Origin of the sequence: Paenibacillus sp. FSL R7-0179, assembly GCF_038002265.1 — a bacterium.
GTDB lineage: Bacteria > Bacillota > Bacilli > Paenibacillales > Paenibacillaceae > Paenibacillus_AQ.
Map to the genome: position 1 here is coordinate 1,442,834 of NZ_JBBOCC010000002.1, position 25,506 is coordinate 1,468,339.

General features: G+C 53.9%; 21 protein-coding genes and 1 tRNA gene. 15 read left to right on the forward strand and 7 right to left on the reverse strand.

Going from position 1 to position 25,506, the window contains the following annotated elements:
- Nucleotides 1–10 precede the first annotated feature (10 nt).
- A tRNA-Lys gene (locus MKX63_RS22695) sits at nt 11–83 on the forward strand.
- Between the two features lie 309 nt (nt 84–392).
- Here MKX63_RS22695 and MKX63_RS22700 read toward each other — a convergent pair.
- On the reverse strand, nt 393–782 hold the full coding sequence (locus tag MKX63_RS22700) for a VOC family protein (protein ID WP_341020247.1): 390 nt from the start codon (nt 780–782) through the stop codon (nt 393–395).
- Between the two features lie 63 nt (nt 783–845).
- Here MKX63_RS22700 and MKX63_RS22705 point away from each other — a divergent pair, with 63 nt between their 5' ends.
- The 3 genes from MKX63_RS22705 to MKX63_RS22715 all read left to right on the forward strand — a co-directional run bounded on the left by MKX63_RS22705 (nt 846) and on the right by MKX63_RS22715 (nt 5,407).
- Nucleotides 846–1,220: a DUF4180 domain-containing protein gene (locus tag MKX63_RS22705; RefSeq protein WP_341020249.1), complete on the forward strand. Its 375-nt coding sequence runs from the start codon at nt 846–848 to the stop codon at nt 1,218–1,220.
- 46 nt (nt 1,221–1,266) lie between these two features.
- On the forward strand, nt 1,267–4,197 hold the full coding sequence (locus MKX63_RS22710; RefSeq protein ID WP_341020251.1) for an insulinase family protein: 2,931 nt from the start codon (nt 1,267–1,269) through the stop codon (nt 4,195–4,197).
- 160 nt (nt 4,198–4,357) lie between these two features.
- Complete coding sequence (locus MKX63_RS22715) at nt 4,358–5,407, forward strand: Atu2307/SP_0267 family LLM class monooxygenase (protein WP_341020252.1); 1,050 nt, start codon at nt 4,358–4,360, stop codon at nt 5,405–5,407.
- 106 nt (nt 5,408–5,513) lie between these two features.
- Here MKX63_RS22715 and MKX63_RS22720 read toward each other — a convergent pair whose 3' ends face one another.
- The gene (locus MKX63_RS22720) at nt 5,514–6,401 is read right to left on the reverse strand and encodes a fructose bisphosphate aldolase (RefSeq protein ID WP_341020253.1); all 888 of its coding nucleotides are present in this window, start codon (nt 6,399–6,401) and stop codon (nt 5,514–5,516) included.
- Between the two features lie 175 nt (nt 6,402–6,576).
- Here MKX63_RS22720 and MKX63_RS22725 point away from each other — a divergent pair, with 175 nt between their 5' ends.
- Together MKX63_RS22725 and MKX63_RS22730 are read left to right on the forward strand one after the other, a co-directional pair.
- Nucleotides 6,577–7,224 carry a hypothetical protein gene (locus tag MKX63_RS22725; protein WP_341020255.1) on the forward strand — a complete coding sequence of 216 codons (648 nt, stop codon included), beginning with the start codon at nt 6,577–6,579 and terminating at the stop codon, nt 7,222–7,224.
- Between the two features lie 417 nt (nt 7,225–7,641).
- Nucleotides 7,642–8,883 (forward strand): RICIN domain-containing protein, encoded by a 1,242-nt coding sequence (locus MKX63_RS22730; protein WP_341020257.1) that lies wholly within the window; start codon nt 7,642–7,644, stop codon nt 8,881–8,883.
- Between the two features lie 80 nt (nt 8,884–8,963).
- On the opposite strand, the gene MKX63_RS22735 is transcribed toward MKX63_RS22730, so the two are convergent.
- On the reverse strand, nt 8,964–10,484 hold the full coding sequence (locus MKX63_RS22735) for a DUF4179 domain-containing protein (protein WP_341020259.1): 1,521 nt from the start codon (nt 10,482–10,484) through the stop codon (nt 8,964–8,966).
- A 20-nt stretch (nt 10,485–10,504) separates the two neighbouring features.
- On the reverse strand, nt 10,505–10,996 hold the full coding sequence (locus MKX63_RS22740; protein WP_341020261.1) for a sigma-70 family RNA polymerase sigma factor: 492 nt from the start codon (nt 10,994–10,996) through the stop codon (nt 10,505–10,507).
- Nucleotides 10,997–11,250: 254 nt separating this feature from the next.
- Here MKX63_RS22740 and MKX63_RS22745 point away from each other — a divergent pair, with 254 nt between their 5' ends.
- Both MKX63_RS22745 and MKX63_RS22750 read left to right on the forward strand, forming a co-directional pair.
- Entirely contained in the window at nt 11,251–12,183 is a 933-nt protein-coding gene (locus MKX63_RS22745) for an alpha/beta hydrolase (RefSeq protein WP_341020263.1), read from the forward strand.
- Nucleotides 12,184–12,255: 72 nt separating this feature from the next.
- Nucleotides 12,256–12,672, forward strand: coding sequence for an iron chaperone (locus tag MKX63_RS22750; protein WP_341020264.1), 417 nt, complete (start codon nt 12,256–12,258; stop codon nt 12,670–12,672).
- A gap of 319 nt (nt 12,673–12,991) precedes the next feature.
- On the opposite strand, the gene MKX63_RS22755 is transcribed toward MKX63_RS22750, so the two are convergent.
- Nucleotides 12,992–14,683, reverse strand: coding sequence for a M3 family oligoendopeptidase (locus MKX63_RS22755; protein WP_341020265.1), 1,692 nt, complete (start codon nt 14,681–14,683; stop codon nt 12,992–12,994).
- A gap of 380 nt (nt 14,684–15,063) precedes the next feature.
- On the opposite strand from MKX63_RS22755, the gene MKX63_RS22760 reads away from it, so the two are divergent.
- From MKX63_RS22760 to MKX63_RS22775, 4 genes are all read left to right on the forward strand, one after another.
- Complete coding sequence (locus MKX63_RS22760; RefSeq protein ID WP_341020266.1) at nt 15,064–15,339, forward strand: CD3324 family protein; 276 nt, start codon at nt 15,064–15,066, stop codon at nt 15,337–15,339.
- 592 nt (nt 15,340–15,931) lie between these two features.
- The gene (locus MKX63_RS22765; RefSeq protein WP_341020267.1) at nt 15,932–16,369 is read left to right on the forward strand and encodes a LytTR family DNA-binding domain-containing protein; all 438 of its coding nucleotides are present in this window, start codon (nt 15,932–15,934) and stop codon (nt 16,367–16,369) included.
- 34 nt (nt 16,370–16,403) lie between these two features.
- Nucleotides 16,404–16,859: a hypothetical protein gene (locus MKX63_RS22770; protein WP_341020268.1), complete on the forward strand. Its 456-nt coding sequence runs from the start codon at nt 16,404–16,406 to the stop codon at nt 16,857–16,859.
- A gap of 162 nt (nt 16,860–17,021) precedes the next feature.
- Nucleotides 17,022–18,329 carry an amidase gene (locus MKX63_RS22775; RefSeq protein ID WP_341020269.1) on the forward strand — a complete coding sequence of 436 codons (1,308 nt, stop codon included), beginning with the start codon at nt 17,022–17,024 and terminating at the stop codon, nt 18,327–18,329.
- An 87-nt stretch (nt 18,330–18,416) separates the two neighbouring features.
- On the opposite strand, the gene MKX63_RS22780 is transcribed toward MKX63_RS22775, so the two are convergent.
- Nucleotides 18,417–19,697 (reverse strand): S8 family peptidase, encoded by a 1,281-nt coding sequence (locus MKX63_RS22780; RefSeq protein ID WP_341020271.1) that lies wholly within the window; start codon nt 19,695–19,697, stop codon nt 18,417–18,419.
- Nucleotides 19,698–19,863: 166 nt separating this feature from the next.
- Between MKX63_RS22780 and MKX63_RS22785 the strand changes: the two genes are divergently transcribed.
- Nucleotides 19,864–20,226, forward strand: coding sequence for a hypothetical protein (locus MKX63_RS22785; protein ID WP_051478024.1), 363 nt, complete (start codon nt 19,864–19,866; stop codon nt 20,224–20,226).
- Between the two features lie 612 nt (nt 20,227–20,838).
- Nucleotides 20,839–22,242, forward strand: coding sequence for an NAD(P)/FAD-dependent oxidoreductase (locus MKX63_RS22790; RefSeq protein ID WP_341023212.1), 1,404 nt, complete (start codon nt 20,839–20,841; stop codon nt 22,240–22,242).
- 108 nt (nt 22,243–22,350) lie between these two features.
- Here the strand turns inward: MKX63_RS22790 and MKX63_RS22795 are convergent, their stop codons facing one another.
- The gene (locus tag MKX63_RS22795) at nt 22,351–23,439 is read right to left on the reverse strand and encodes a low temperature requirement protein A (protein WP_341020272.1); all 1,089 of its coding nucleotides are present in this window, start codon (nt 23,437–23,439) and stop codon (nt 22,351–22,353) included.
- A gap of 192 nt (nt 23,440–23,631) precedes the next feature.
- Between MKX63_RS22795 and MKX63_RS22800 the strand changes: the two genes are divergently transcribed.
- Nucleotides 23,632–25,473 (forward strand): UbiD family decarboxylase, encoded by a 1,842-nt coding sequence (locus tag MKX63_RS22800; protein ID WP_341020273.1) that lies wholly within the window; start codon nt 23,632–23,634, stop codon nt 25,471–25,473.
- Nucleotides 25,474–25,506 lie beyond the last annotated feature (33 nt).

Consider the following 25,506-nt stretch of genomic DNA (forward strand, 5'->3'; position numbering starts at 1 on the left):
GACACCATACGGACTCTTAGCTCAGTTGGTAGAGCAGTAGACTCTTAATCTATTTGTCCAGGGTTCGAGCCCCTGAGAGTCCATCCCTTAAGAAACGGCAGAAATGCCGTTTTTTTGCTGTCTTGAGAGATGTGTGCGGTAAACCGAACACATTGGGACCGGGGATGGCACGTGGCGAAAATGTAATTGAAAAACCGATTACATTAGGTCGTGTGTAAGCGCGTGGGCTTAATGTAATCGAAAAACCGATTACATTGGGTCGTGTGTAAGCGCGTGGGCCTAATGTAATCGAAAAACCGATTACATTGGGTCGTGTGTAGGCACGTGGCGCAAATGTAATCGGAAAAGCGGATACATTATGCATCCGCAAATTCCGCAGGTAGGCTCACACTCTACAGATGCTCCGCAAGCTGTACCTCGAAGCCGTCGGGGTCCAGGATATAGAAGAAGCGCAGGCTGGGATTCGGCGCGATAGGGCCTCGGGCTACCGGAATTCCTTCCTTACTAAGCTCCGCCATAGCCTCGTCCAGCGACCCAACCTCGAACCCTACAGATACTCCGCATTCCGGCTTCAACGGCGGGTCACTACCCTCTATGAGTTCAAGCTTCGGCTGTCCCTCTATCCCCAGCATGACGATCTGCTTCCCTCTGCTCTCGAATCTGCGCTCCAGCGGAAGCCCTAGAATTCGGTGATAGAAATCAAGGGAAGCCTCCAGATTGCGTACCCTGAGTGTAATCCAATTCATCGTCAGCTCCATCATGATCCATCCTTTACTGTACAATTCAATTGCTGCTAATATTAGCTATCCGCATATTTTAACATATTCGATCAGGAGGTTATAGCAATGAACATAACTACTATAGAAGCTGGCGGCACAATCATCGCTGTAGTAAGCGGCAACGAGGCTGTGGTGGGGGATGTCCAGAGTGCACTGGATCTGATGGCGACGGTACGCTATGAGACGGAATGTGACCGGATCGTGATCCATAAGGCGCTGCTGAGCGAGGAGTTCTTCGACCTCAAGACTCGGCTGGCCGGTGAGATTCTGCAGAAATTCATTAACTATCAGGTGAAGGTAGCCGTGGTGGGGGATTTCAGCAGCTATACCAGCAGCAGTCTGCGTGATTTCATTTATGAATGCAATCAGGGGAAGGATATATTTTTTGTAGCGGATGAGCAGCAGGCCGTTGAGCGGTTGAGCCGGAAACCCCGGATATGATAAGCTCATGGAATCAGGGCGGCCCTGAACTAAGGAGGGGAATTATATGAGCAGCTTAATAGCAGGTGAGGTCTATTCCGGGTTTCAAGTGATACGCAAGGAGTACATACGGGAAATCGAATCCTCCGTATACACGCTGGAGCATCAGCAGAGCGGCGCACGGCTGCTCTATGTACAGAATCAGGATGACAATAAGGTGTTCAGTGTAACGTTCCGGACTCCGCCTGCGGACAGCACGGGAGTGTTTCACATTCTGGAGCATTCGGTTCTGTGCGGCTCGGACAAATTCCCGGTGAAGGAACCGTTCGTGGAGCTGCTGAAGGGCTCGATGAAGACGTTCCTGAATGCTTTTACCTTTAGCGACAAAACGATGTATCCGGTAGCCAGCCAGAATGATCAGGATTTTGCCAATCTGATGGAGGTCTATCTGGACAGTGTCTTTCAGCCGAACATTTACAGTCAGCCGGAGATCTTCGAGCAGGAGGGCTGGCACTATGAGCTGCCGCATTCCGGGGATGAGCTGATCTACAAGGGCGTTGTCTACAATGAGATGAAGGGCTCGTATTCCTCGCCGGTGACAGTGCTGATTGACCGCATCAAAAAATCCCTCTATCCGGGTACGATCTACCGTCACTCTTCCGGTGGTGATCCGCAGCATATCCCTGCCTTGACCTATGAGCAGTTTCTGGAGGCGCACCGGAATTATTATCATCCGTCGAACAGTTATTTCTATCTCTATGGCGATTTGAATATCGAAGCACGGCTGAAGTTTATCCATGAGGAATATCTCAGCCGCTATACCCGCAAGACAATGGACACTTCCATTCCGCTACAGGCCCCGGTCGGCATTACCCAGCTTACGGCGGAGTATCCCATTCTGGAGACGGAAACGGCTGCGGACAAGACATACTTGAGCTTGAATTATGTAATAGGGACCTCTCTCGACCGGGAGCTGAATCTGGCTTTTGCCATTCTGAAAAGCATGCTGATGGACAGCAACGCGGCCCCGCTGAAGCAGGCGCTGCTGGAGAGCGGTCTGGGCAAGGATGTGGTTTCCTTTTATTCGGATAGTATGGTTCAGCCTATGCTGGGTATTGCCTTGACACATTCCAACCCTGAGGCCAAGGAAGAATTCGTGAATCTCGTCAGAACCACTTTAAGCCGCCTTGCAGCAGACGGTCTGGATGAGAAGCTGGTGCTGGCTGCGGTGAACAGCAAGGAATTTGAACTTCGGGAAGCCGACTTCACCCAATATCCGAAGGGTCTTACCTACAATATGGAAGTGATGAAGGCCTGGCTGTATGACGGCTTGCCGTCCACGTATCTGGAGTACGAAGCCGCGCTTACGGCGATCCGTGAACAATGCTCGGGCCGCTATTTCGAGCGGCTGATTGAGACCTATCTGCTGAACAGTAACCACTGCAGTGTCGTTGTCCTCCAGCCTTCTCAGACTCTGGCGGGGGAAAAGGATGCGGCAGTCCGCAGCCGTCTGGCGTCATACAAAGCGTCTTTGGCCCCGGCACAGCTGGAAGAGCTGGTGCTTAGCACGCAGAAGCTGCTGGCCCGTCAGAACACTCCTGATCCCGCTGAAGAACTGGAGAAGCTGCCGAAGCTGACCTTGCAGGATATTAACCCTATCGCCCCGGCGGGGGTACACACAGTGGAGTATACGCTGGATGGGATAAAGGTACTGCATCATGAAGTGGCTGCCGGTGCAATTGCCTATATCAAGCTGTACTGGGATACCAGCATGCTTGCAGCGCAGCAGATTCCCTATCTTGAGCTGCTGGCGAGAGTGCTTGGACAGCTGGAGACGGAAGCTTACAGTATTGAGGAGCTGACGAGTGAGATCGGGATTTCGACCGGGGGCATCCGTTTTCAGAACGAGGTGTTCGGAGCCGGGAAGGCTTCGGAGGGCAGCTATCAGGCCAAATTCAGCGCCCGGATTAAGGTCATGCAGGGCAACATCGGCGGTTCCCTGAAGCTGCTGCATGAGCTGCTCTACGGCAGCAATCTGGATAACCTGTCCAAGCTGCAGGAGATTGTGCGCCGGGAGGCCTCCGGGATGGAGGCGATGCTGACCCAGAAAGGCAATGAGATTGCAGCCAGCCGCGTGCTGTCCTATTTCTCGGATCGGGGGATGTACGAGGAGCAGCTTGGCGGTGTGGGGTATTACCGCTTCATCAAGGAGCTGGCCCGCACCATTGACCAGCAGGCGGAGGGGCTTGCGGATACGTTGAAGGAAATCTGCGGGGTGTTGTTCAATACGCAAAATCTGACGCTCTCCATCACCGGTACGGCGGATTCGTATGCGGAATTCGCCGCACATGTGCAGGAGCTGGACCTGCAGAGACTGGCGGTGGAGTCCCAGCCGCTCTTGTCTGCACAGGGCCAAGCGGTTAACGAAGGCTTCATGTCCGCAAGCCAGGTGCAGTATGTAGTCAAAGGCTATGACTATAAGAAGCTGGGCTTCGCCTATTCCGGCAAGCTGCAGGTGCTTAAGAAGATCCTCAGCCTGACCTACCTGTGGAATACGGTCCGGGTCAAGGGCGGTGCGTATGGCGGCAATCTGCTCCTGCGCCGCGACGGGGTGATCCTGTTCACCTCCTACCGCGATCCGAACCTGCTGGAGACGCTGGAGGTCTATGACCGGGCCGCTCAGTTTGCCGGAGAATATTCGGCAGATGAAGCGGAGATGGAGAGAGCGATTATCGGGACCCTGGCCATGCTGGACCAGCCGCTGAGTCCCGGCGCGCAAGGCCGTCAGGCGGACCGGCATTACTTCGAGCAGATTACGGCGGAAGACCTTCAGCAGGAGCGTAATGAAATCCTGTCGGCCACAGCCGGGGATATCAGGAGCTATGCCAGTCTGCTTGAGGCGGTAACGCAGCAGAATTACTTCTGTGTAGTCGGAGGCGAATCCAAGCTGAAATCGGCTTCCGGTGCCTTTGGCAGCCTGGAGGAGCTGGTGAAATAAGCGGGAGCGGCTTCGATTAGCCTGCTAACACACGATAGGGTGCCTCACGGGCTGTTGACACAGCTGGGGCACCCTTTTGCTGCGGGTAGAAGTTTTCTTTGAATATTTGACTATTTAGTTTTAGAATATAAAGATTACTGACTTCTAGGAGGAACAAGACGTGGAACTTGGAATAAGCACCTTTGTCGAGACAACGCCTGATGTGAATACCGGAGTGACTCTAAGCCATGCGGAGCGGCTGCGCGAAGTGGTGGAGGAGATCGTGCTCGCGGATCAGGTGGGACTGGATGTATACGGCGTGGGTGAGCATCACCGGCCTGATTTTGCAGCTTCATCGCCTGCTGTGCTGATGGCGGCGGCTGTACCGCTGACGACCCGGATCCGTCTGACCAGTGCGGTCATGATTCTGTCCTCAGCCGATCCGGTGCGGGTATTTCAGGATTTCGCAACACTGGACGGGATATCGGGCGGCCGTGCCGAGATCATGGTGGGCCGGGGCTCGTTCACCGAGTCGTTTCCTTTGTTCGGCTATGATCTGAAGGACTACGAAGAGCTGTTTGACGAGAAGCTGGACCTGCTGCTCAAGCTAAGGGAACCCGGAAAGGTGAGCTGGAGCGGCAAGCACCGTCCGGCTATAACGAATCTGGAGATCTATCCGCGCCCGGAGCAAAATCCGCTGCCCGTATGGATTGCGAGTGCGGGAACTCCGGAGTCTGCGGTCCGTGCGGGAACTCTGGGTCTGCCCTTTGCCCTGGCGATTATCGGCAATGTGAACCCCTCCGATTATGCCATGCATGTACGGCTCTACAAGGAGGCAGCAGCCAAGGCAGGCCATGATGTGTCGAAGCTTCCGATTGCTTCACATTCTCATGGTTATGTTGCGGAGACGGATGAGCTTGCGGTAGAGGGCTTCTTCCCGTCTACCCATGCACGGACGAATGTCCGGGCGGTGGAGAAAGGGCTCCCGCCGTATCACCGTGCGGATTATGATGCCGCCCGCAGCTTTGACGGTGCTCTATATGTGGGCGACCCGGACACGGTTGCCCGCAAAATCATCCACCTCTACGAGCATGTAGGGATCACCCGCTTCCTGCTGCATGTCCCGCACGGCTCCATGCCGCATGCCCAGGTGATGCAGGCCATCCGTCTCTTCGGGACAGAGGTAGCTCCCAGGGTGCGGGAGGGAATTAAGCGGCTTAAGCAAGTCTGATGATGCTACGGGCTTAGGCAACGGCTAACAGCCCCCGGGCCTAATGGCTCGGGGGCTTAAGTCTGCCAACCTAAGAAACCAACGAACAGACGGAGAGCTAGAGGACTTAAGTAATCGAAGCCTCATAGATGGCCTGGATTGACGCAGCGAGGGTGCTGTTAAATTCCTCTTCCGTCTGCTGATCGCTGAGCCCCTGGGATAAGGCGCGGGAGAAGCTGGCAATCACTCCATGCTGGCGGGCCAGCTTCCCGTTGGCTTCTGCCTGGGTATACCCTCCTGAGAGGGCTACGATCCGAACTACATGGGGATCTGCAGCGAGCTCACTGTATAGATTATCCTCTGTCGGGATCGACAGCTTGAGCATGACCTTCACGCCATCTGGCAGTTCAGACAAGCTTGCGGCCAGTTCCCGTTTCAGCAATTGCTCTGATTCCTGCTTGTCCTTGCTGAGGATATCTACTTCAGGTTCAATAATCGGAACGAGTCCGAAGGCGGCGATCTGCCGGGCCAGCCCGAACTGCTGCTGAACAGCCTGCCGGATACCCTCCGGGTTCGCCTCATGGATCACGGAGCGCATTTTGGTGCCGAAGATATGCTTGCTGACAGCCCGCTTCAGCAGATCGTCGAGGGCGGGAATAGGCTTCATAAGCTGGACTCCGTGCTCAGGAGCGGCCAGTCCCTGGTCTATTTTGAGAAAAGGCACGATGCCCTTCTGCTCCCACAGGTAATCGGCGGTATATTGCCCGTCAATGAAGCGGTCCATCGTGTTCTCGAACAGAATTGCACCGAGAATATGCTCGCCTGTAAAGGCGGGGCTCTGAATAATGCGTGTTCTCATGCTGTGAACCATGGTGTACATCTCTTCGTCCCCTGAATAACGGTCTTCCTTAATACCGTATTGCAGCAGCGCTTTGGGGGTGCTTCCTCCGCTCTGGTCCAGAGCAGCTATAAAGCCTAGGCCAGTGTGAATCCGGTCCAATTGTTCGGTATTCATGGTTAGTGTCATTCCCTTCTGCAAGATGAGATCGTAACTGTACCCTGTCTAGTATAGCACTTGCGCATAAGGACATACATCCGGGTCCGGCAGAGCTTTCCATTTGCGGCTGAGAGATATGGTATGTTACCTTGTTCAATAGGATGGTATGATAGACAGTGGGGTGAATTTAACTATGACAAACGAAACAACCAATGAGACCACGAATGAGCCGGTGAACGGTGAAGCGGAAGCTGCCGAGAAGGCCATGACCGAAGAGAACTGGAATGAGCTGCTCAAGGCTGTTTTTCATAACGGCATTGTAGCGCTCAAAATGAGCTTCAGCGATGTGGAAGGACAGGTGCTGAACCTGGACAACTACGGCCCGGTATTTGTATTCCGTGTGAAGGATAAAGATAACGCTGATTATTACTGCGGCTTCTTCCTTCGTGAGCTGGCTGCCCGGTTCCAGTCCGGCAACAGTCCGGAGATCTGGATGGCGTCCTTCTTCCACGAGCTGATGAAGACCAAGGGAGGCAACTCCATGCCTAAGCCGCTCGCCAGTGAAGAGGAAGCCAAGGCTGCTGTCGATAACGTGCTGGTGCCGATGTGTATCGCCGCTGTAACGGAGGAGTTCGCACCGGAGCAGGTGCATGCCGGACTGGCCTGGAACGAGGAGCATGGACCGGTCTTTGAAGCAGGCTTCCCTGCCATCACAGACGGAAATAACGTATGCGCGATCCCGCTCCATCTGCTGCTGACGCATCTGCAGCTTAACCGTGATCCTTCGGAGCTGCTCGTGCAAGGGATGTATAAAATCCGCGAAGAGCACGGACTCGAGTAGTACAACGGCATTATCTTTGTAAAAGCATGAACCGCCTCTGTTGGAGCGCGGTTTTTTGCTGCGCCGGGGGTGACAACGTAGCACAGCAATAGGATAGCGTGGAGATAATCCGGCCGAATGTATGCGAAAAACTGAACACAATCGCTAGCGGGAAGGAACGGGGGCTAAATGTATAATGTAAACCTGCCGCTCTACTGGTGTCTTCCGAAAGGACAGTCCTTCACTTTCTCTCAGGTTCGCTGAATTGTCAAATTTCTGGTTCTTCCGGGAAGCAAAAGCGATATATATGGGATGTAGCAGAAGAAGGCGCTGCCATATTCATGTCCGAAACCGGTTGGGTAAGGTTTCAACTGCGCGAACGTACGCGTGCATTGAAATAAGTAGGGCAACTTCGAAATGCAAAAGAGGAGGACGAAGATGTTTAAAAGAGGTAAAGTCTTAAGCTTGTTCATGCTGTTCACATTATTAATCGCACTGGTCCCTGCAGGGAGCGCAAGCGCAGCAACCTGGAATCTGGCCTGGAGCGACGAGTTCGACGGATCTTCCCTCAATACGGGGAACTGGACAGCCGAGATTGGCACAGGCACCGGAGGCTGGGGCAACAATGAATTGCAATACTATACCAACCGTTCACAGAATCTGAAGGTGACCGGCGGCAATCTGGTTATTACTGCGCAGAAAGAATCCTATGAAGGCATGAACTATACCTCGGCGCGGATCAAGACGCAGGGGCTTAAGAATTTCACATACGGCAAAATCGAAGCCAGAATCAAGCTGCCGTCCGGCCAAGGCTTATGGCCTGCGTTCTGGATGCTCGGCTCCAATATCAACACCCCGCCCGGCTGGCCGGCCTGCGGTGAGATCGATATTATGGAGCGGGTAAACAATAACGCTGCCGTTAACGGCACGGTACACTGGGATGCAGGCGGCCACGCCGAATTCGGAAGGGTATCCGGTAATCTGGACTTCTCCCAATACCATATATACAGTGTGGAATGGGATTCGAAGTACATCAGATGGTTCGTGGACGGCAACCAGTTCAATGAATTCTATATTGAGAACGGAACCGGCAATACAGAGGAATTCCAGAAACCGTTCTTCCTGCTCTTGAACCTCGCGGTGGGCGGCAACTGGCCGGGCGCTCCGAATGCGTCCACCAGCTTCCCGGCACAGATGCTCGTGGATTATGTGCGGGTGTACCAGGAGGGCGCTCCTACAAGCGGCATTGTCAGCGGCGGGATCTACACTTTGATGAACAAGGCGAGCGGCAAGGTGCTGGATGTGACAGATGTCTCTACAGCAGACGGTGCCAAAATGCATCAGTGGACCAATTACACCGCCGCCAATCAGCAATTCAGAGTGGAGAGCACGGGAGACGGCTTCTACAAGCTTACGGCGATGCATAGCGGAAAATTGCTCGATGTGCCGAACGCTTCCACGGCCAGCGGAGTCCAGCTCCAGCAGGCGAATGACAACGGCAGCAACGCCCAGCGGTGGAAGATCGTCGATGTCGGCGGCGGGTATTACAAAGTGATCTCCAAGGCCAGCGGGCTGGCGATGGATGTATCGAATTCCTCGACAGCAGACGGTGCGGTCGTGCAGCAATGGACGGACAACGGTACCGATGCGCAAAAGTGGCAGTTCATCAAAATTAATTAGGGAGTGAGCTGGCGAAGCAGCGCTTAAGAAAAGGAGAAGCCCCGCAAGCCTGTCGGCTGGGCGGGGCTTCTTGCTGTATTCTATTTCTTTGAGAACAGCTCGATACTTTGCGTCTCCATAATTGGATTCCAAACTCGCGTTACCGGTAGGGTAAGCGGCTGCGGGTAATCTGCAGCTTGACTGTCAAAAGATAAACTCATCTCACCGGTTCCCGTACCATCTCTAGAGATCGAGGTGCCGCCAAAATTGACAAGTGGCGTTTCCCGATTGGTTCTATCATGCACCTGGCCGTCCGCATCGGTGAATTTGTCGGCCAGTCCTACGCCGATGTATTCCGCCTGTACTGCCCCTTGCGAATCAGTATAATAAAACAGTTCGGTCACTTTGCGCCGGAGCAGAATCTCTTCTGCTGTTGCATTATGCTCTTGTTTGGAGGTGACTATTTCCCAATCGTTGGTCGGTGCTTCAATCACTTGTTGTTTGTTCAGATCGACCACAAATTTCATACGGTCCGGCTCCAGAGCCGAGATGCCGGCAATCTTCAGCGTGGCAGAGTCCGGCTGGTTAAGCCCGGTATGCTTGAATACAAGCGTTGCCTGCGAGTGGTCTTTGTGCACTTCAGAATTATCGGCCGTGATTCTGCCCGGATAAACCAATTTCTCGGATTGACTCCCGGTTGTTGTAATCAGAACAGGATTCAGCAGGCTGAAAATCTGTTTGGTGTTCGCCTTGTCATACTCCAGATCGACATAAGTATTGAACGGAGTATACTGTACTTGGCGTACTTTGATCTGTTGACCGTCCACTGTAAGCGTGCGATTCACAGGGAGTGTGCGCACCTGGTCTTTGAATCCGTCCGGGTCAAGCTCAAACGATACCTCCAGGCTGGTCCGGTACTTGTTGCTGCTGGAAGTGAGCGCCTGGTCGGATGTTCCGGTGAGAATTAGAGTGAACTTCACCTCCTTGGAATCAGTGATGGCAGCCGGATAGTTAGTGGAATAAATAAAACGCTTGTCTTCACCGGGCTGAATTCTGGATTCGCCACTGTATACTAACTCCAGGGCTGCGCCCCGATGCGGATATGGAACCTCATAATCACCGAATTGAATTTTCGTATCCGCAGGAGTAACTTCTTTATCCGTACCGTTGTGTACATTGAAGAGGATATACACTTTACGGCCATCCGTGACAGCGCCATCCACATCCATGCGGTATCCATTGTTTGTTGCGCTTTGACGCACCGGCTTTACCAGATTTCGTTCCAGGATGCCGCCAACCAGCCGGTTTGTTAATGGCTGTTTGCGATAGTCTGCAAAATCATTCCAGCTTGTGGTGCTGGCCGTCTGCACTGAACCGCCGAGGACGGAACCGTCCGTACCTCCGGCTGGCAAGCCGAAGGATGAGACAATCACAAAAATGACTGCGGCCGCAGCTAATACGGCGCCGGCCCCATAGGAATAGAAACGCCGTTTGCTGCGTTTGTTCCCTTGCGCCATTCCACTGCGCATGGCTTTATAAATTTTCATTTCCTGAATCTCCTCTGCATGAAGCTGGACCTCCTGGGCGTCCTGTTTCAGGACACGCTCTTCTTTTTCTAACATTTCTGTCACCTCCTGTTTACTCACAGATATTTCCGCAACTGCATGAGTCCTTGACGCATCCAGGTTTTGATCGTGCCTTCGGGCTTATTCAGTACCTTGGCAATCTCGCCGGTCGTCATATCCTGGTAATATTTGAGCATCACGGCATGCCGGTATTTCGGCTTTAGCCGGCTCATGGCCCGCTCCAGATCGAGACGGTCGCTGCTCCTCATCTCCTGGGGCTCCTCCTCCAGCTTCTCTGTCAGCACCACACGTTTTTTACGCCTTAGCTCATCCATGCAGCAGTTGATGGTAATCCGGAGCAGCCATGGTGTGAAGGCCTGCTCATTCTTGAGCTGTTTGCGCTTCATCCAGGCCCGGCACGAGGCTTCTTGCACCGCTTCCAGGGCATCTGCTTCTGAGCGCAGATAGCTGTACGCGAGCGCATACAGTTTGCGGTGCTCACTTGCCAGCCGCTCATAGAACATCTCTTCATCCATCAGCGCCAGATCTGCTGTATTGGCTTTGTTCATTGTCTTCCCCCCATTCACCATCCCCTCTTCCTTGTGTGTTGGTCTATGGAAGAAGTCGTCCTCGAAATATGTTTTCATAAGTAAGACGGAGCAGACCGCAAAAACGATTGATTTTTATTAAAACATATATAAGTTAGGCCAACCAGTAGGAGGGAACAGCCAAGCGGCATAATTGTACTACTATAAATATCCAGATGTGTGTTACTGTTAATTGTAAGCGCTACGATTGTGGCGGAGAAGGGGAGGCGGTCGGTATGAGGGGTTCTCAAGGCTTCAGGCTGTATCTGTTTCTTATCATACTGTGTATAGTGCTGGGAGGTTGTTCACAGAACTCAGGCAAAGCGCCTGAAGAGGCGGCAGACAAGGTTGGGACGGTACCGCTGCAAAGCCCAGGCGTTCAGAATCTGGTTTTTCACAGTAAGGCCCTGGACCGGGAGATGCGGCTCAGTGTCTATCTTCCTACAGGGTACAATGCGTCTAAGCGTTATCCGGTGCTCTATTTCATCCATGGCTATGGCAGCAAAGAAACAGATATGTGGGGCGGGCTGGATATTCAGCAGAATGCAGAACGACTGATTGAGGCTGGTCAGATCGAGCCGCTCATTATCGTCGCTCCACAGATGGACAACAGCTATGGGCTGAATGCTGTAGCTAATCCGGGTAATCCCGCATCGCCAAGCGGTGAACGGTATGAGGATTATTTGGTCGAAGATGTTGTGAAGTATACAGATACGCATTTCAACACTCTGGCTGAGCGCGGTTCCCGCTATATTGGCGGCATCTCGATGGGCGGTTTTATCGGTCTGCATTCGGCGTTCTTGCATAGTGATGTCTACAGCAGGGTTGGCGGGCATAGCCCGGCGCTGTTCCTGGATGACTGGTCTCTTGCCGGAGGCGAGAACGGTCTGGTCCAGTTTCTCTATCCGACGGAGGCGCTGCGGCAGGAGCGTGATCCGCTTCTTTTGGCGCAGAACAGAGACTTATCGAACTTGAGTATCTACCTGGACTGCGGGGCGGAGGACAGCTACCGGTTCTATGAAGGCACGGAGCGGCTGTATACTCTGCTTAAGGGGAAGGGCGTGCCGGTGGAATATCATCTCAGAGCAGGGCAGCATGACGGGGACTATTGGAAGAGCCATATGGACGAATATTTGAGGTTCTATGCCGGGAGGACGAAGGAATCATGACGCTTACGCATTACAATTTGAATTTTGAAAAGCTGTGTGCTACATATAAGTTGGGCTTAGCTAACTACGCCTATGAACCAGCCCAAGGGAGATGAAGCCGAAGTGGACAAGAGTAAAGTAACCTATGAATCGGTTGACCAGTATATTGCGGACTTTGCGCCGGAGGTTCAGGAGCTTCTGCAGAGCTTGCGTAAGGTTATTTCGGAAGCTGCGCCGGAGGCAGTGGAGAAGATCAGCTACCAGATGCCGACCTGGTTCCTGCATAAGAATCTGGTGCATTTTGCCGCCTACAAGACGCACATCGGTTTCTATCCGGCACCCAGCGGGATCGAAGCCTTCAAGGAGGAGCTGGCGCAGTATAAAGGGGCTAAAGGGTCGGTACAGTTCCCCATCAAGGAGCCGCTCCCATACGATCTCATTACCAGAATCGTCAAATTCAGAGTGGAGGAGAATCAGCAGCAGGCCGCAGAGAAAGGGAAGAAGAAGTAAGCGGTTAGCCAGCAGCACGCAAACAAGCCCCGATCAGACATTAGGGCTTGGTGCGAAAAGAATTTAGTTGTATTTGGAACAGTTAAAAACCGGAGAAAAGGCGGATTTGCAGGGATAGCTGCAGTCTGTACAACTAAAAACATGGCTGAGCTACATTTTTCAATAAAACTGAATTTATAAGTGCAGAGAATACAACTAAGGCTTCCGTAGCTCAAATGAAGCTCGCTTTAGTTGTACAAACTACACTTAGCAAGTCGCAGCCTAGTCGCAAATCCTGTTACCGGAAGCATGAAGTGAATGCTGGACTACTCCCAGGGGCCTACAGCGCCTTATCATCTATGCTGTTCAGCCAGCCCTCAATCTCACCGATCACGGAGCCGATGCAGCCATCCTCGAACGGGGAGGTTAATCCGGCAAGCTTCACCAGCTCCGTGAAGGAGCGGCTGCCTCCGGCCTGGCAGAGCTTCAGATAATCCGGCCAGGCCGAGGTGAAGTCCTCGTTCGAGCGTTTCCAGAACTGGAAGGCGCAGAGCTGGGCCAGGGTATAGTCGATATAGTAGAACGGGGAGCGGAAGATATGGGCCTGCTTGTGCCAGAAGCCGCCTTGTTCCAGATAAGCATTGCCGTCATAATCACGGTGCGGCAGGTATTTCCGTTCAATGTCCCGCCAAGCCTGTTTGCGCTGCTGCGGCGTAGCTTCCGGATGCTCGTACACAAAATGCTGGAATTCATCGACTGATACGCCGTAAGGAATGAACTCCAGACTGTCCGCCAGATGGTTGAAGCGGTACTTGTCCGCCTCCTCCTTGAAGAACAGATCCATCCATGGCCAGGCGAAGAACTCCATACTCATCGAATGAATCTCAGCGGCTTCAGAGGTCGGGAACGCATATTCAGGGACCTCCATATTCCGGCTGGAATACACCTGGAACGCATGCCCTACCTCATGGGTCAGCACATCGATATCCCCGGCGGTTCCATTGAAATTGGAGAAAATAAACGGAGCACGGTAGTCGCTGAAGAAGGTGCAGTAGCCGCCGAATTCCTTGCCTTTTTTGCTGACCAGATCCATCAGCCCGTTCTCCTGCATGAAGGTGAAGAATTCACCCGTCTGCGGGGACATCTCCTGATACATCTTAGCACCATTCGCCACGATCCAGTCCGGGTCTCCCTTAGGGGTAGCGTTGCCGGAATTAAATTTAATGCCTTCATCATAAAATTTCAGGCCGTCCAGCTGAAGGCGTTCGCGCTGACGCTGCTTCAGCTTCCCCGCAACCGGCACGATATGCTCATGCACCTGCTTGCGGAAGCCCGCCACCATCTCAGCATTGTAATCGGTACGTCCCATCCGGTCATACCCGAGCTCCACGAAGCTCTTGTAGCCCAGCTTGGCAGCAATTCCTGCCCGGACCTTCACCAGCTCGTCATAGATCCGGTCGAATTCGGGTTCATGCTCTGCCATGAAGGCATTACGGGCCTCGAACACACCTTTGCGGACTTCACGGTCCGTGGAAGAATCGAACGGAATCAGCTGTGCCAGGGTGCGTTCTTCGCCCTGGAACATGATTTTGGCGGACGCGATCAATTGGGAATATTCGGAAGACAGCTTATTCTCCAGCTGCAGATCTTCAATGACTTCAGGGCTGAAGGTACGCAGTGAGATCTCGGCCAGGCTTAGGAGCTGTGTTCCCCATTCCTGCTCGAACTCGGCTCTGTACTTGGAGTTGACAAGGGCTCTGTAATAATCCGTGATGTACTCCTGGATCACCGGTCCGGTCTCGTCCATATAATCCTGCTCTGCCTTGTAGAATGCATCCTCCGTATTGATGGAGTGGCGGACACTCACGAGGGTCTCCATCGTATCGAAGCGGCTGCGCAGCTTATTGATGGCTGCCACGGCAGCCTTTTGCTCCTCCAGATTGCCTGTCTCCAGGTCCTTCAGCAGAGTGGTGAACTCTTGCTTGAATTGCTCCACATCCGGGCGTTTGTATACATATTCTGAGAATTTCATTTGCTGCATCGCATCCTTTCTTTACCATATAAATTCTATTATATAATCGGCGCGCGCAAAAAACTAATGTTCTTCCGGTAATATTTGATTATAGCTAAACGCTATACTCCTGGTACCGCGCACATCCGTTGTTGAACCGGTATGGAAATTATTTTAAGATAGAGTTAATCTGCACCAATTATTGAATCCCGGGAGGTGATGGCCATGTTTCGGATGAGTCAGTATGTGAACGGCACGCTCCATGCAAAGCCTGTGGAATAACTAAGGCGAAAGCTTGGCATGGAGCGGATGTATTCGCCTGAAGTATGTTTTAAGTGATACAGTTATTTACACAGGCTTTGCCCTTAAAAGATTAATATATTTTAAGGAGCGAGCCAGATATGCAATGTGTAAATGCAGCAAAGCTGTTGCCAGACCACCTGCTGAAGGAGATTCAGCAATATATTCAAGGGGAAGCCCTGTATATCCCGACCTGCAAGAGCAAGCGCAGAAAATGGGGCGAAAGCTCAGGGGCAGCCGATTACTATAAAGTCCGCAATGCTGAGATCCGTAGCCGCTTCCAAGAAGGTGCAGAGTTGGACCAATTGTGCGAGCAATACGGGTTATCTATCGACAGCATCCGTAAAATTGTATATTCCAAGAACCCGCAGAGCTGATCTGCGGGTTTTTCAGGCTTGGGGAGGCGGGGCTGATCTGACCGGAAAAGGGCGGGGCGGATGCAGTATATGGTCAAGTGTGCATCGGCAAAAATACAGCGTGTGATCAAGGGCATCGGCTAAACTGCTATGGCCAAGTGTTCAAAGCGGCTGCGGACTGAGATTCCGCTATTGTGGATTTACAGCGCCATAGTGACTTTTGGCGGATGACAATCCGCTATTGCTGCTCGAATCTCGACAATGAAGCTTCCCCTTTACAGTAGATTGGCCGTGAACCCGCAGTGAACCCGAAGCCGAACACAAGAAAAGCCGCCCCGATACAACGTATCCAGAGTCAGCACCAGATAAACGTTCTAATGAGGCGGCGTGTTCTTCACGACCTATACGGGTTATTATACCGTGCTTCACATTATAACCGTTACCTTATATTGCAGAAGAGCCAACGAAGGAATTGGACTTGGTTGGACCAGGTTGCACCTCCCAAACCTGCAGCTTGAACCCGCTAGAGTGCAGCTTGCGCAAAGGCTATTGTATAAGTCTTTTTACAAAAATATACTGTAGCTGTAGGGAGAGAAGGCAGGAGGCGGTGGCGGTGAAAATCACGATTGAGCAGGTTCCGGAGGGCGGTGAGCCTGAAATTATTCTCAGGTGCAATGACCCGGATGAAGGCTTGCTGGCGCTGATCTACTCGGTGAACGCAGGCGTAAAGAAGCTGATTGGTATGACCGGGCTACAGATGCACATCATCCATCCGCGTGACGTCTATTACTTCGAGGCGGTAGATCATAAGGTGTTCATCTACTGCCAGGAGAAGGTGTATGAGTCGAGGCTGAAGCTGTATGAGCTGGAGACGGAGTATGAGTCTGGTGATTTTTTCAGGGCCTCCAAATCCAGTATCCTGAATGTGGCCAAGATTGAGTCGCTCCGCCCGGTGCTCTACGGAAGATATGAGGCGCTGCTGCACAACGGTGAGAGGGTCTGCATCTCCCGACAATATGTCCCGGTACTCAAACGGAAGTTAGGGTTATAGCTATGCGGTCAAGACTCAAATAGGAGGGAAGCTCATGATTACAACCAGAAAGTATGTGTCTTTGTTCGTGAAGGATCTGCTGGTGGCTTGCGGGGGGCTGATGGTGCTTGCGGCGGTTGTGCTGGCTCTGAATGCTACGGAGATGATCCGGGGCTCGCTGCTGGTGCAGCTGTTCCTGGGGGCGGCGGCCTTTACCTGCTTCCGGTATGCGCTGGTGAATACGTATGAGGTAGATCCCAGAGTGCAGACGGTCAGCTTCTATCTCTGCTTCATTCTCGCTGATCTGCTGGTGATTCTCTGGCTGTGGCTGTTCGCGGACGGCCCGCTGATGGATAAGGGAGTGCTGGTGCCGTTCGTCATTGTCATTCTGGTGGTCAAAAGTATGGTGTACGCGATGATGCATATCGACGGGAGACGAGAAGCCAGGCAGCTTAATCGGAAGCTGAATGAGTATAAGCAGGGCGGGGATCAAGGAGACGAAGAGCTTTAGGAAGCGCTGGAGCTAGGGAGCATGAAAGCCATCTTGGAGGGGAAGCAGGCCGGGTGGCTTTTTGAGCATGAGAATATGAAAACTTAGGGATTTCTGTTACCTTTTGCAGGCTGGACCGTAATAAGCCAAATGCTATACATAATATTCCATGGAGATGATCTAATGCTGCTTCACAAGGTATCCCTGACAGAAATGATGAGCCGTATTCACGAACCCGGATATTCACCCGGAACTGTGCTTGACCCGTACCTTAAGCGTTACAGACAGCTTGAGCCGCATATCCATGCGTTTGTTCCTGAGGACCAGGTTGAAGGGCGTCTGGATTCGGAAAAAGCTTTGCTGCAAAGGATGTACAGCGCAGAAGAACGAAAACCAGGCCTCTTCGGCATTCCTGTAGCCATTAAGGACCTGCTGCATGTAGACGGCTTGCCGACCAGGGCGGGATCACAGCTATCCGCTGAATTGTTAACCGGTCCCCAGGGGTCTCTGGTCACTAAGCTGCGTGCCCTCGGGGCCGTGATTGGAGGCAAGACGGTGACCGAGGAATTTGCCTACAACGGGCCGATTGCTACGCGTAATCCGCATAACACCGCGCATACTCCCGGCGGTTCCAGTGCAGGCTCCGCCGCAGCGGTGGCTGCGGGGCTCTGTCCGCTGGCTGTGGGCACACAGACGCTGCGTTCGGTGATCGCTCCGGCGTCCTTTTGCGGAGTGGTCGGGTTCAAGCCCAGCTATGGCCGGGTTCCACTGGATGGGGTGCTGCTGTTCTCGCCGTCTTTTGACACGGTAGGGTTCTTCACGCAGAACTTGCCTGACATGGAGGCTGCGGCAGCCTTGCTTGTCCCAAATTGGCAGACCCGTCCCGCCGAAGTCTCCCGCAAGCCGGTTCTGGGTATCCCTAAGGGAGTCTATATGGAGCTGATGAGTGCGGAAGTCAAAGGGGTGTTCCAGGCTCAGATCTCAGGGCTTGAACAGCTTGGATATGAAGTCCATTATGTCCAAATGCCGTGGGAGGATGAACTTATCTACGGAAATGCCATGCTGCGCTTCATTGAGGGGGAGCTGGCACGGGAGCATGAACATAGATTCGCAGAGCATAGAGTAGAATACGGCGTTCCCGTGCAGGAAGCGATCCTCAGAGGACAGCAGATTCCCGAGGAGGAGCTGGAGCAGTACCGCGCCCGGCAACGGGAGCTGCGGCGTGAGCTGATGGAGCTTATGGAGCAGGAGGGAATCGACCTGTGGGTCTCTCCGGCCCAAGGGGGGACTGCACCGAAGATCGAGGAGCGGAATACGGGCTGGGCAGGGATGCCTGCGGTCTGGGGCTTCGCGGGAGTGCCCACGGTCAGTCTGCCTGCGGCAACGCTTGAAGGCATGCCGCTCGGCTTCCAGTGCATAGGAAAATATGGAGAAGACGAGCTGCTCTTAGCTTGGGCGCGCCAGCTATGGCCGCAGCTGGCTGAGGAGTAACCGCTCCCCGTCGGATAAGGAGCGGTTACCGTGCCGGTTATTTTGGGGTCTCCGCAAAGTAGCTGAATATCCTTCGAAGCTAAAGTCTCACTTGTGGGGTTTCTTGGGCGGGCAGCGCCGCTTCAGGAACCGTACGTCGATCTCCCCGCTGCCGGCGGTATTCGGCTTCAGGCGGAGAGGGAAGGCATTCCGCTTCAGCAGGAGCTTCACCTGGCGCGGTGTAAGGCAAGGACGGAGCTGTAGCAGCTGCGCGGCGGCACCGGACACGATGGGCGTGGAGATGCTGGTGCCAGACAGCTTGAAATACCGCTTGCCGACCTTATTGCGCGGCAATTCACGGACAAGCTGGGAGCCGGGGGCGCGCAGCGAGATCACTGAATCGCCGGGGGCGACCAGATCCGGCTTCACCCTGCCGCCGGGAGCGGGCCCGCGGCTGGAATAGACGGCGATCCGGTCATCCTTCTGCGTCAGCGTCCGCCGGTCATTGACGGCTCCGACGGTGATTGCGGAGGGGCTGATCCCGGGGGATTCAATGGTCCGGTGCCTGGGGCCGGCATTACCGGCGGCGATGACTACGGTGAGGCCGGCTTTGACGGCTTTTTCAACGGCCTGGACGAGAAGGTCATCCTTGATATGCGGGGCCACCGGTCCGCCGAAGGACATGGACAGGATACGCAGCTTCAGCTTTTTACGGTGGGTGATGCAGTATTCAATGGCCTTGATAATGGTGGAGTCATAGCCGTCCCCATACTTATCGAGCACCTTGATCCCGACAATTCCCGCTTCCGGCGCAGGTCCCCGGTACTTGCCCCGGCTGGACCAGCCGTTACCGGCGGCATCCCCGGTGATATGCGTGCCGTGTCCGTTGTCATCATACGGGCATTTCCGGTGATTGATATAGTCCTTGAACGCCAGAATGCGGTTCACCGGCCGGGTCAGATCGGGATGCGGATAGACTCCGGTATCGAGCACAGCGATGTTGATGCCTTTGCCGGTAAGCCCTCTTGAGCGTTTAACCGCTGTAGCGCCTATGGATGGAGTTGCAATGTTGAGCGTAGCCTTCTTAATGCCGTCCAGATAGACTTTATGGACTCCATTCCAGCGGCATACATGCTCCAGACATTTCAGGGATACCTGTGAAGCCACGGCCTGGTGCAGCCGCAGATGATGCTTGACCGGGAAGACATGCCGTCCCAGATGCTTCCTTAGTTCGCGGAGTCCCGCATGAGTAACCGGTTGTCTGAACTGTATGATCACCGGAATAGCAGCAGTTGAGGCAGCGGTGGAATAGGCTCTGCGGATCTTATGCTTCAGGGGACGGTTGAGCTTGGCAGCATGACGCCTGACCCATGATGGTTCACTCTTCATAATGTAATCACCTCTATGAAGCAGTGTATGCGGCCAGCTGCCTCGTGGGTACGAAACCATGAATGAGTACAGCGATACATTTATGTAAATAACAGGCAATAGCGCGTTTCGTCTGATCCTTCTCTTGCATTTACTACTGTATTCCAAGTAGAAAGTGGTGAAGTAAATGAAAGAATCAGAGAAGAAGGCATTGCTGGCAAAACGTCAACTGATGGCTAAAAAAGCAAGAGCAGCGGCGGTAGTAAGACCCAAGAGACGGCGGATCAGACAGGTGCTTAATAATTTCATCGTGCTTGCCGTGAACAATAACAATGTCCCTTACGAAACACAGGGCTGGACGGCTACACTGACCCGGAGCTCCGGCACTGTAATCACGGCACAATTCGATGAATTCGGCGTCGCTCAGTTTAATACGATCAGCACACTGACAACAGTCAGCTACACGCTCCGGATTATCGACGCGGATAATGTGCAGCGCACACAGAAGTTCGTCCCGTCGAACCGCGAGTTTTTTGTAGCACGCTTCTAAGTCACAACAGCGCGCCCGGATTCATTGAGGGCGCGCTGCTTTATGAGCATGTCTGAAATAATAGATGCTATAGAGAATCACCGGAATGATCAGGAAGTTGGCTGTATTTATGCGGGTCATCCGGTCCGTTAGATTTTTGGGGATGATAGGGTTTCATTACACGAACCCCTGAGTCTCACAAGCGTGATGAAGGAGAGGGAGATTGCGCTTTTTACATAGAGACTACGTCTGACTCCCCTTATATCAGCCAGCATATTATCGAGCCGCCACCCTGGAAATAACTTCACGAATGAAGATAAGCGCCTAACCATTTCCATCTTCTGTGGTGCCGCGCCAGTGGTATGGATGGCTTTGTGGGATTATTTTATGGATGCGTGTTAAATAATATTACATTTGTCAAGCTTCATGCGAAGAAAGCCTTAAAATATTGGCTAAATGTACAATCGCGTTCACCGAATTCAGCTCTTATGACAATAAACCTTCCATCAATATTTAAAAGCGGGGGCATACCCTATATAATATCGCCATAGATGTATATCAGGGATTGTGGAACAGGATACAAAGTGAGCGGCAGCCATGCGCTGAAGATGCTCCGGAAAGGTCTGAGGAATGATGAGCCTGAAAGCCTTGAATGAACGCGTGAACACGGATCTCTCTTACCTCGCCTATGGCGGCGCGGATTGGGTTCGCCCTGTGGAGCATGCCGAAGGCCATGTCTATGATGTCGTCATTGTGGGCGGGGGCCAGAGCGGGCTTGGTGCGGCTTTTGGCTTGCTGCGCGAACGGATCTCGAATCTGCTGATTATCGATGAGAATCGTGACGGGCTGGAGGGGCCTTGGGAGACCTATGCCCGGATGGTGACGCTGCGTACGCCCAAAGCTCTGACCTCGATTGATCTCGGCATCCCGTCGCTGACCTTCCGTTCCTGGTGGGAGGCTCAGCATGGGGCGGAGGCCTGGAGTGAGGTGGACAAAATCCCGCGCGGGCAGTGGATGGAGTATCTGCGCTGGTACCGGCAGGTTCTGAAGCTCCCGGTACGTAATGAGGTGCGGCTATTGCTGGTCGAGCCTGGTGACGATGGGATCTACCGTCTGCAGGTTACAGGAGCGGGTGCGCAGGCCGGAACACTGCTGGCACGTAAGGTGGTGCTGGCTACCGGCATTCAAGGAGGAGGACAGTGGCATGTTCCGCCGATGATTGCAGATCATCTGCCGGAGCACCTGTATGCCCATACCTCCCGGCAGATTGATTTCGCCGCCCTTCGCGGCAAGCGGGTGGGAATTCTCGGCGGCGGGGCGTCCGCCTTCGACAATGCGAATTATGCGCTTCAGGAGGGCGCGGCGGAGGCCCAGGTCTTCGTCCGCCGGGCGCAGCTTCCGGGGGTGAATCCGATCCGCCAGATGGAGGGCTCGGGCATGATTGAGCGGTTCCATACCCTGGCGGATGCGGACAAATATGCGGTCATCTCGCATTTCTTCCAGTATAATCAGCCGCCGACGAGCGATACCTTCCGCCGCGCAGCGGCATGGCCCGGCTTCCGGCTGCATCTCGGCTCGCCGTGGCTGAAGGTGGAGGCTTCAGGGGAGCAGGCGGTGGTGACTACGCCCGCCGGAGAGTTCAGCTTCGACTATCTAATCGTCAGCACGGGCCTGCTCAGCGATCCTGCCCTGCGGCCGGAGCTGCGGCAGGTGGAGCCTCATATTGCCCGCTGGAGCGACCGGTACACGGCGCCAGAGGGATCAGCGAATCCGCTGCTGGATGCGCACCCTTATCTTAGCCCCGGCTTTGCGCTTCAGAGCCGGGATGAAGCAGGCCGCAAGCTGCTGCATGGCTTATTCGTGTTCAACTATTCCGCTCTGGCCAGCTGCGGGTTATCGGCATCGGCTATCTCGGGACTGCGGAATGCGATTCCGAGACTGGTCAGCGGTGTGGCCGACCAGCTCTTCCAGGATGACCGGCAGCAGATCCTGCAGTCTTATTATGATTACGATGAGATTGAATTCACAGGCCCGTAAGACGGCGGGAAGAGGCTGTACCTGAGGCGGGCAACGACCTCTGGTGCAGCCTCTTGGCGTGCAGAGCGGTTAGATGGGCCAGTGCCTGAGAGCTGACTGGCAGCCGGGTCAGGCAGTAATTCTGGCGTATAGCGCGAAGAACAGGGCCAACTCGCCCATGATCAGGACATTCGGTACATCGACTACAAGATCCAGCACATAGAAGCAGGCCAGAATGAGGGTCAACAGTGCCAAGGGCTTCATTCCCAGCCGGTGCTGCTGATGCCTGTAGACCTGAAAGACCAGTGCTGTGGAAGCGAAATAGAGCAGCGCGGAGCCGAACAACAGATTCAGCATCTGCCCATAATGAAGCTGATCCAGGAACAATAGCTGGATTGACGCGGCAAGCATACATAGCGACAGATAAATGAACAGATGCCCGTAGATAATCGTCTGCCCGGCAGTCTGGATATGCATATCGACCTTCTTCTCCAGGTTGTCGTAATACTGCCACCATATGGCGATGATCAGTACAAAGGTGAGCGCAGCAAAGCCTACGGATTGACCGGTCCAGCTGCTGGATTGCAGCACGGCCAGAATGCTGACCACGGATTCGCCGAGCAGGATCAAGGCGAACAGGGAGAAGCGCTCCAGCAGATGATGGGTATTGGCGGGCGTCTTCACCAGAATCCTCCGTCCCGTCAGCGGGAGGATGATGTCCAGCATAATCCCGGCGTACAGTACCGCATACCGCAGCCAAGAATCGAAGAACAGGGAACAGGCCGAAATCGCAAGTCCAATCCAGAAGCGTGATCCCAGATAGCGGGCGGTGTTCCGCAAATGCCCGCTTTCTCTGGAATGGCTGTAATGATACTGGACCGCGGTCATGATCCGGAGCCCGAGGTAGCCAATCAGAAACGGCAGATAGTTGGCATCGAAATCTACGGACAGGCTGGCTGTCATAATTAATACGAAGAACAACTGGATAATAATAAATATCCGGTGCATCATCGTATCCTGGCCATATCGGTTAACGAAGAGCGTCTGGCCGACCCAGGCCCACCAGATCGGAATGAAGATCAGTACGAATTTGCCCAGTGTCTCAAGAGACAGGGTCTCGTGTTCTACATGCAGCAGCACATGGCTGGCCTTGGAGACCGCAGCGACAAACAGCAGATCGTAGAAGAGCTCCAGCCAGGTTACCTTTTTGATGATCATTACGTTAGTCCCCTTTGCTTGCCGAATGTTTGCCCGGAGCCGTCCGGTTTACAAGTATAATAATGGCTCTCTACAGAAGAAGGCAAGAATATCTGTGACAACTGGTGAGGTTGGCCTGGCGGCAATTGACCTGACGGACACACTCATTGATAATAAAGAGGTTCATATTCTTGAGAGAATGGGAGTAGAAGCATGTCATATCGTAATATGGAAGAATGTATTATTGACCTGGAGAAGCACGGGCATTTAATTCGCATACATGAAGAGGTGGACCCGCATCTGGAGATGGCGGCGATACATATGAAGGTCTATGAGGCAGGCGGTCCCGCTCTGCTCTTCGAGAAGGTCCGGGGCTCGAAGTACCGTGCGGTCTCGAATCTGTTCGGAACGATCGAGCGCAGCAAGTTCATCTTCCGTGACACGTGGGATTCATCGCAGGCGGTCATCGCCCTGCGCAGCAATCCCATGAAGGCGCTCAAGCAGCCCTTTAGATATATCGGGACAGGCCTTGCCGCCCGCAAAGCGCTGCCGATGAAGAAGGGCAGCGGCGTGCCGGCCGGATTCGAGGAGATTAGGATCTCCGATCTTCCGCAGATTAAGCACTGGCAGGGCGACGGAGGGGCGTTCGTCACGCTTCCGCAGGTGTACTCCGAAGATCCCGACAAGCCGGGCATTATGAACTCCAATCTGGGGATGTACCGTATCCAGCTTAGCGGCAACGAATATGAGCTGAATAAGGAAGTGGGCGTTCATTACCAGATTCACCGCGGCATCGGTATTCATCAGGCTCATGCGAACAGACGCGGCGAGCCGCTCAAGGTCAGCTGCTTCATCGGCGGTCCGCCTGCGCATACGCTATCGGCGGTGATGCCGCTGCCGGAGGGCTTGAGTGAAATGACCTTTGCCGGGCTGCTCTCGGGGCGTCATTTCCGCTATAGCTATGTAGACGGATTCTGCGTCAGCAGCGATGCCGACTTCGTAATTACCGGAGAGATTCATCCCGGGGAGACGAAGCCGGAGGGACCGTTCGGCGACCATCTGGGCTACTATAGCCTGACTCACCCGTTTCCGGTGATGAGAGTACACAAGGTTTACGCCAAAAAAGGGGCCATCTTTCCCTTCACGGTGGTCGGCCGTCCGCCGCAGGAGGACACTGCCTTCGGAGAGCTCATTCATGAGCTGACCGGCGGGGCGATCCGCTCGGAGATTCCCGGCGTGAAGGAGGTACACGCGATAGATGCTGCGGGTGTGCACCCGCTGCTGTTCGCGATCGGCAGTGAGCGGTATACCCCGTATCAGCAGCTTAAGCAGCCTGCAGAGCTGCTGACGATCAGCAACCGGATTCTCGGAACCGGCCAGCTCAGTCTGGCGAAATATCTGTTCATCACGGCAGAAGAGGACAAGCCGGTCAGCACGCATGATATCGCCGGGTTCCTGACCTACATCCTGGAGCGGATCAATCTGCGCCGCGATATTCACTTCCAGACGAACACAACGATCGATACGCTGGATTATTCCGGCACCGGGATCAACAGCGGAAGCAAGGTGGTCTTCGCAGCCGTAGGGGAACAGAAGCGGAGCTTGTGTACGGAGGTGCCTGAGGTTCTTCAGCGGGTAGACCAGGGCTGGGATCCGGCGGCAATGATTATGCCGGGGATAGTCGCCATGCAGGGACAGCCGTTCCGGGATTACGCCTCGGCGGCAGAGGAAATCTCCGGCCTGAGTGCTGCCATTGCAGCGCAGGGGGCGCTTGATTCCTGCCCGATGATTATTCTGTGCGATGACAGCAGCTTCATGTCAGAGTCGCTGAACAACTTCCTGTGGGCAACCTTCACGCGCAGCAATCCTTCCCATGATATTCATGGAGTGAACAGCACGGTGGAGCATAAGCACTGGGCCTGTGATAATGTGATTATTGACGCCCGGGTGAAGCCGCATCAGGCGCCGCCGTTAATTCCTGACCCTGAGGTGCAGAAGAGGATTGAGCGGGTATTTAGTGAAGGAGCAAGCTTGGGTGGACTGCGGCGGCCCTAGGAGTGAAGCAGCCATTCCATAGCCGCTGAAACC

What these genes read in the sequence shown, in the direction of transcription:
- MKX63_RS22705 (WP_341020249.1), top strand. Translation starts at nt 846, where the DNA reads ATGAACATAACTACTATAGAAGCTGGCGGCACAATCATCGCTGTAGTA.
- MKX63_RS22710 (WP_341020251.1), top strand. Translation starts at nt 1,267, where the DNA reads ATGAGCAGCTTAATAGCAGGTGAGGTCTATTCCGGGTTTCAAGTGATA.
- MKX63_RS22720 (WP_341020253.1), bottom strand. Translation starts at nt 6,401, where the DNA reads ATGAATACCGAACAATTGGACCGGATTCACACTGGCCTAGGCTTTATA.
- MKX63_RS22725 (WP_341020255.1), top strand. Translation starts at nt 6,577, where the DNA reads ATGACAAACGAAACAACCAATGAGACCACGAATGAGCCGGTGAACGGT.
- MKX63_RS22730 (WP_341020257.1), top strand. Translation starts at nt 7,642, where the DNA reads ATGTTTAAAAGAGGTAAAGTCTTAAGCTTGTTCATGCTGTTCACATTA.
- MKX63_RS22735 (WP_341020259.1), bottom strand. Translation starts at nt 10,484, where the DNA reads ATGTTAGAAAAAGAAGAGCGTGTCCTGAAACAGGACGCCCAGGAGGTC.
- MKX63_RS22740 (WP_341020261.1), bottom strand. Translation starts at nt 10,996, where the DNA reads ATGAACAAAGCCAATACAGCAGATCTGGCGCTGATGGATGAAGAGATG.
- MKX63_RS22745 (WP_341020263.1), top strand. Translation starts at nt 11,251, where the DNA reads ATGAGGGGTTCTCAAGGCTTCAGGCTGTATCTGTTTCTTATCATACTG.
- MKX63_RS22750 (WP_341020264.1), top strand. Translation starts at nt 12,256, where the DNA reads ATGAACCAGCCCAAGGGAGATGAAGCCGAAGTGGACAAGAGTAAAGTA.
- MKX63_RS22755 (WP_341020265.1), bottom strand. Translation starts at nt 14,683, where the DNA reads ATGAAATTCTCAGAATATGTATACAAACGCCCGGATGTGGAGCAATTC.
- MKX63_RS22760 (WP_341020266.1), top strand. Translation starts at nt 15,064, where the DNA reads ATGCAATGTGTAAATGCAGCAAAGCTGTTGCCAGACCACCTGCTGAAG.
- MKX63_RS22770 (WP_341020268.1), top strand. Translation starts at nt 16,404, where the DNA reads ATGATTACAACCAGAAAGTATGTGTCTTTGTTCGTGAAGGATCTGCTG.
- MKX63_RS22775 (WP_341020269.1), top strand. Translation starts at nt 17,022, where the DNA reads ATGCTGCTTCACAAGGTATCCCTGACAGAAATGATGAGCCGTATTCAC.
- MKX63_RS22780 (WP_341020271.1), bottom strand. Translation starts at nt 19,697, where the DNA reads ATGAAGAGTGAACCATCATGGGTCAGGCGTCATGCTGCCAAGCTCAAC.
- MKX63_RS22785 (WP_051478024.1), top strand. Translation starts at nt 19,864, where the DNA reads ATGAAAGAATCAGAGAAGAAGGCATTGCTGGCAAAACGTCAACTGATG.
- MKX63_RS22790 (WP_341023212.1), top strand. Translation starts at nt 20,839, where the DNA reads ATGAGCCTGAAAGCCTTGAATGAACGCGTGAACACGGATCTCTCTTAC.
- MKX63_RS22795 (WP_341020272.1), bottom strand. Translation starts at nt 23,439, where the DNA reads ATGATCATCAAAAAGGTAACCTGGCTGGAGCTCTTCTACGATCTGCTG.
- MKX63_RS22800 (WP_341020273.1), top strand. Translation starts at nt 23,632, where the DNA reads ATGTCATATCGTAATATGGAAGAATGTATTATTGACCTGGAGAAGCAC.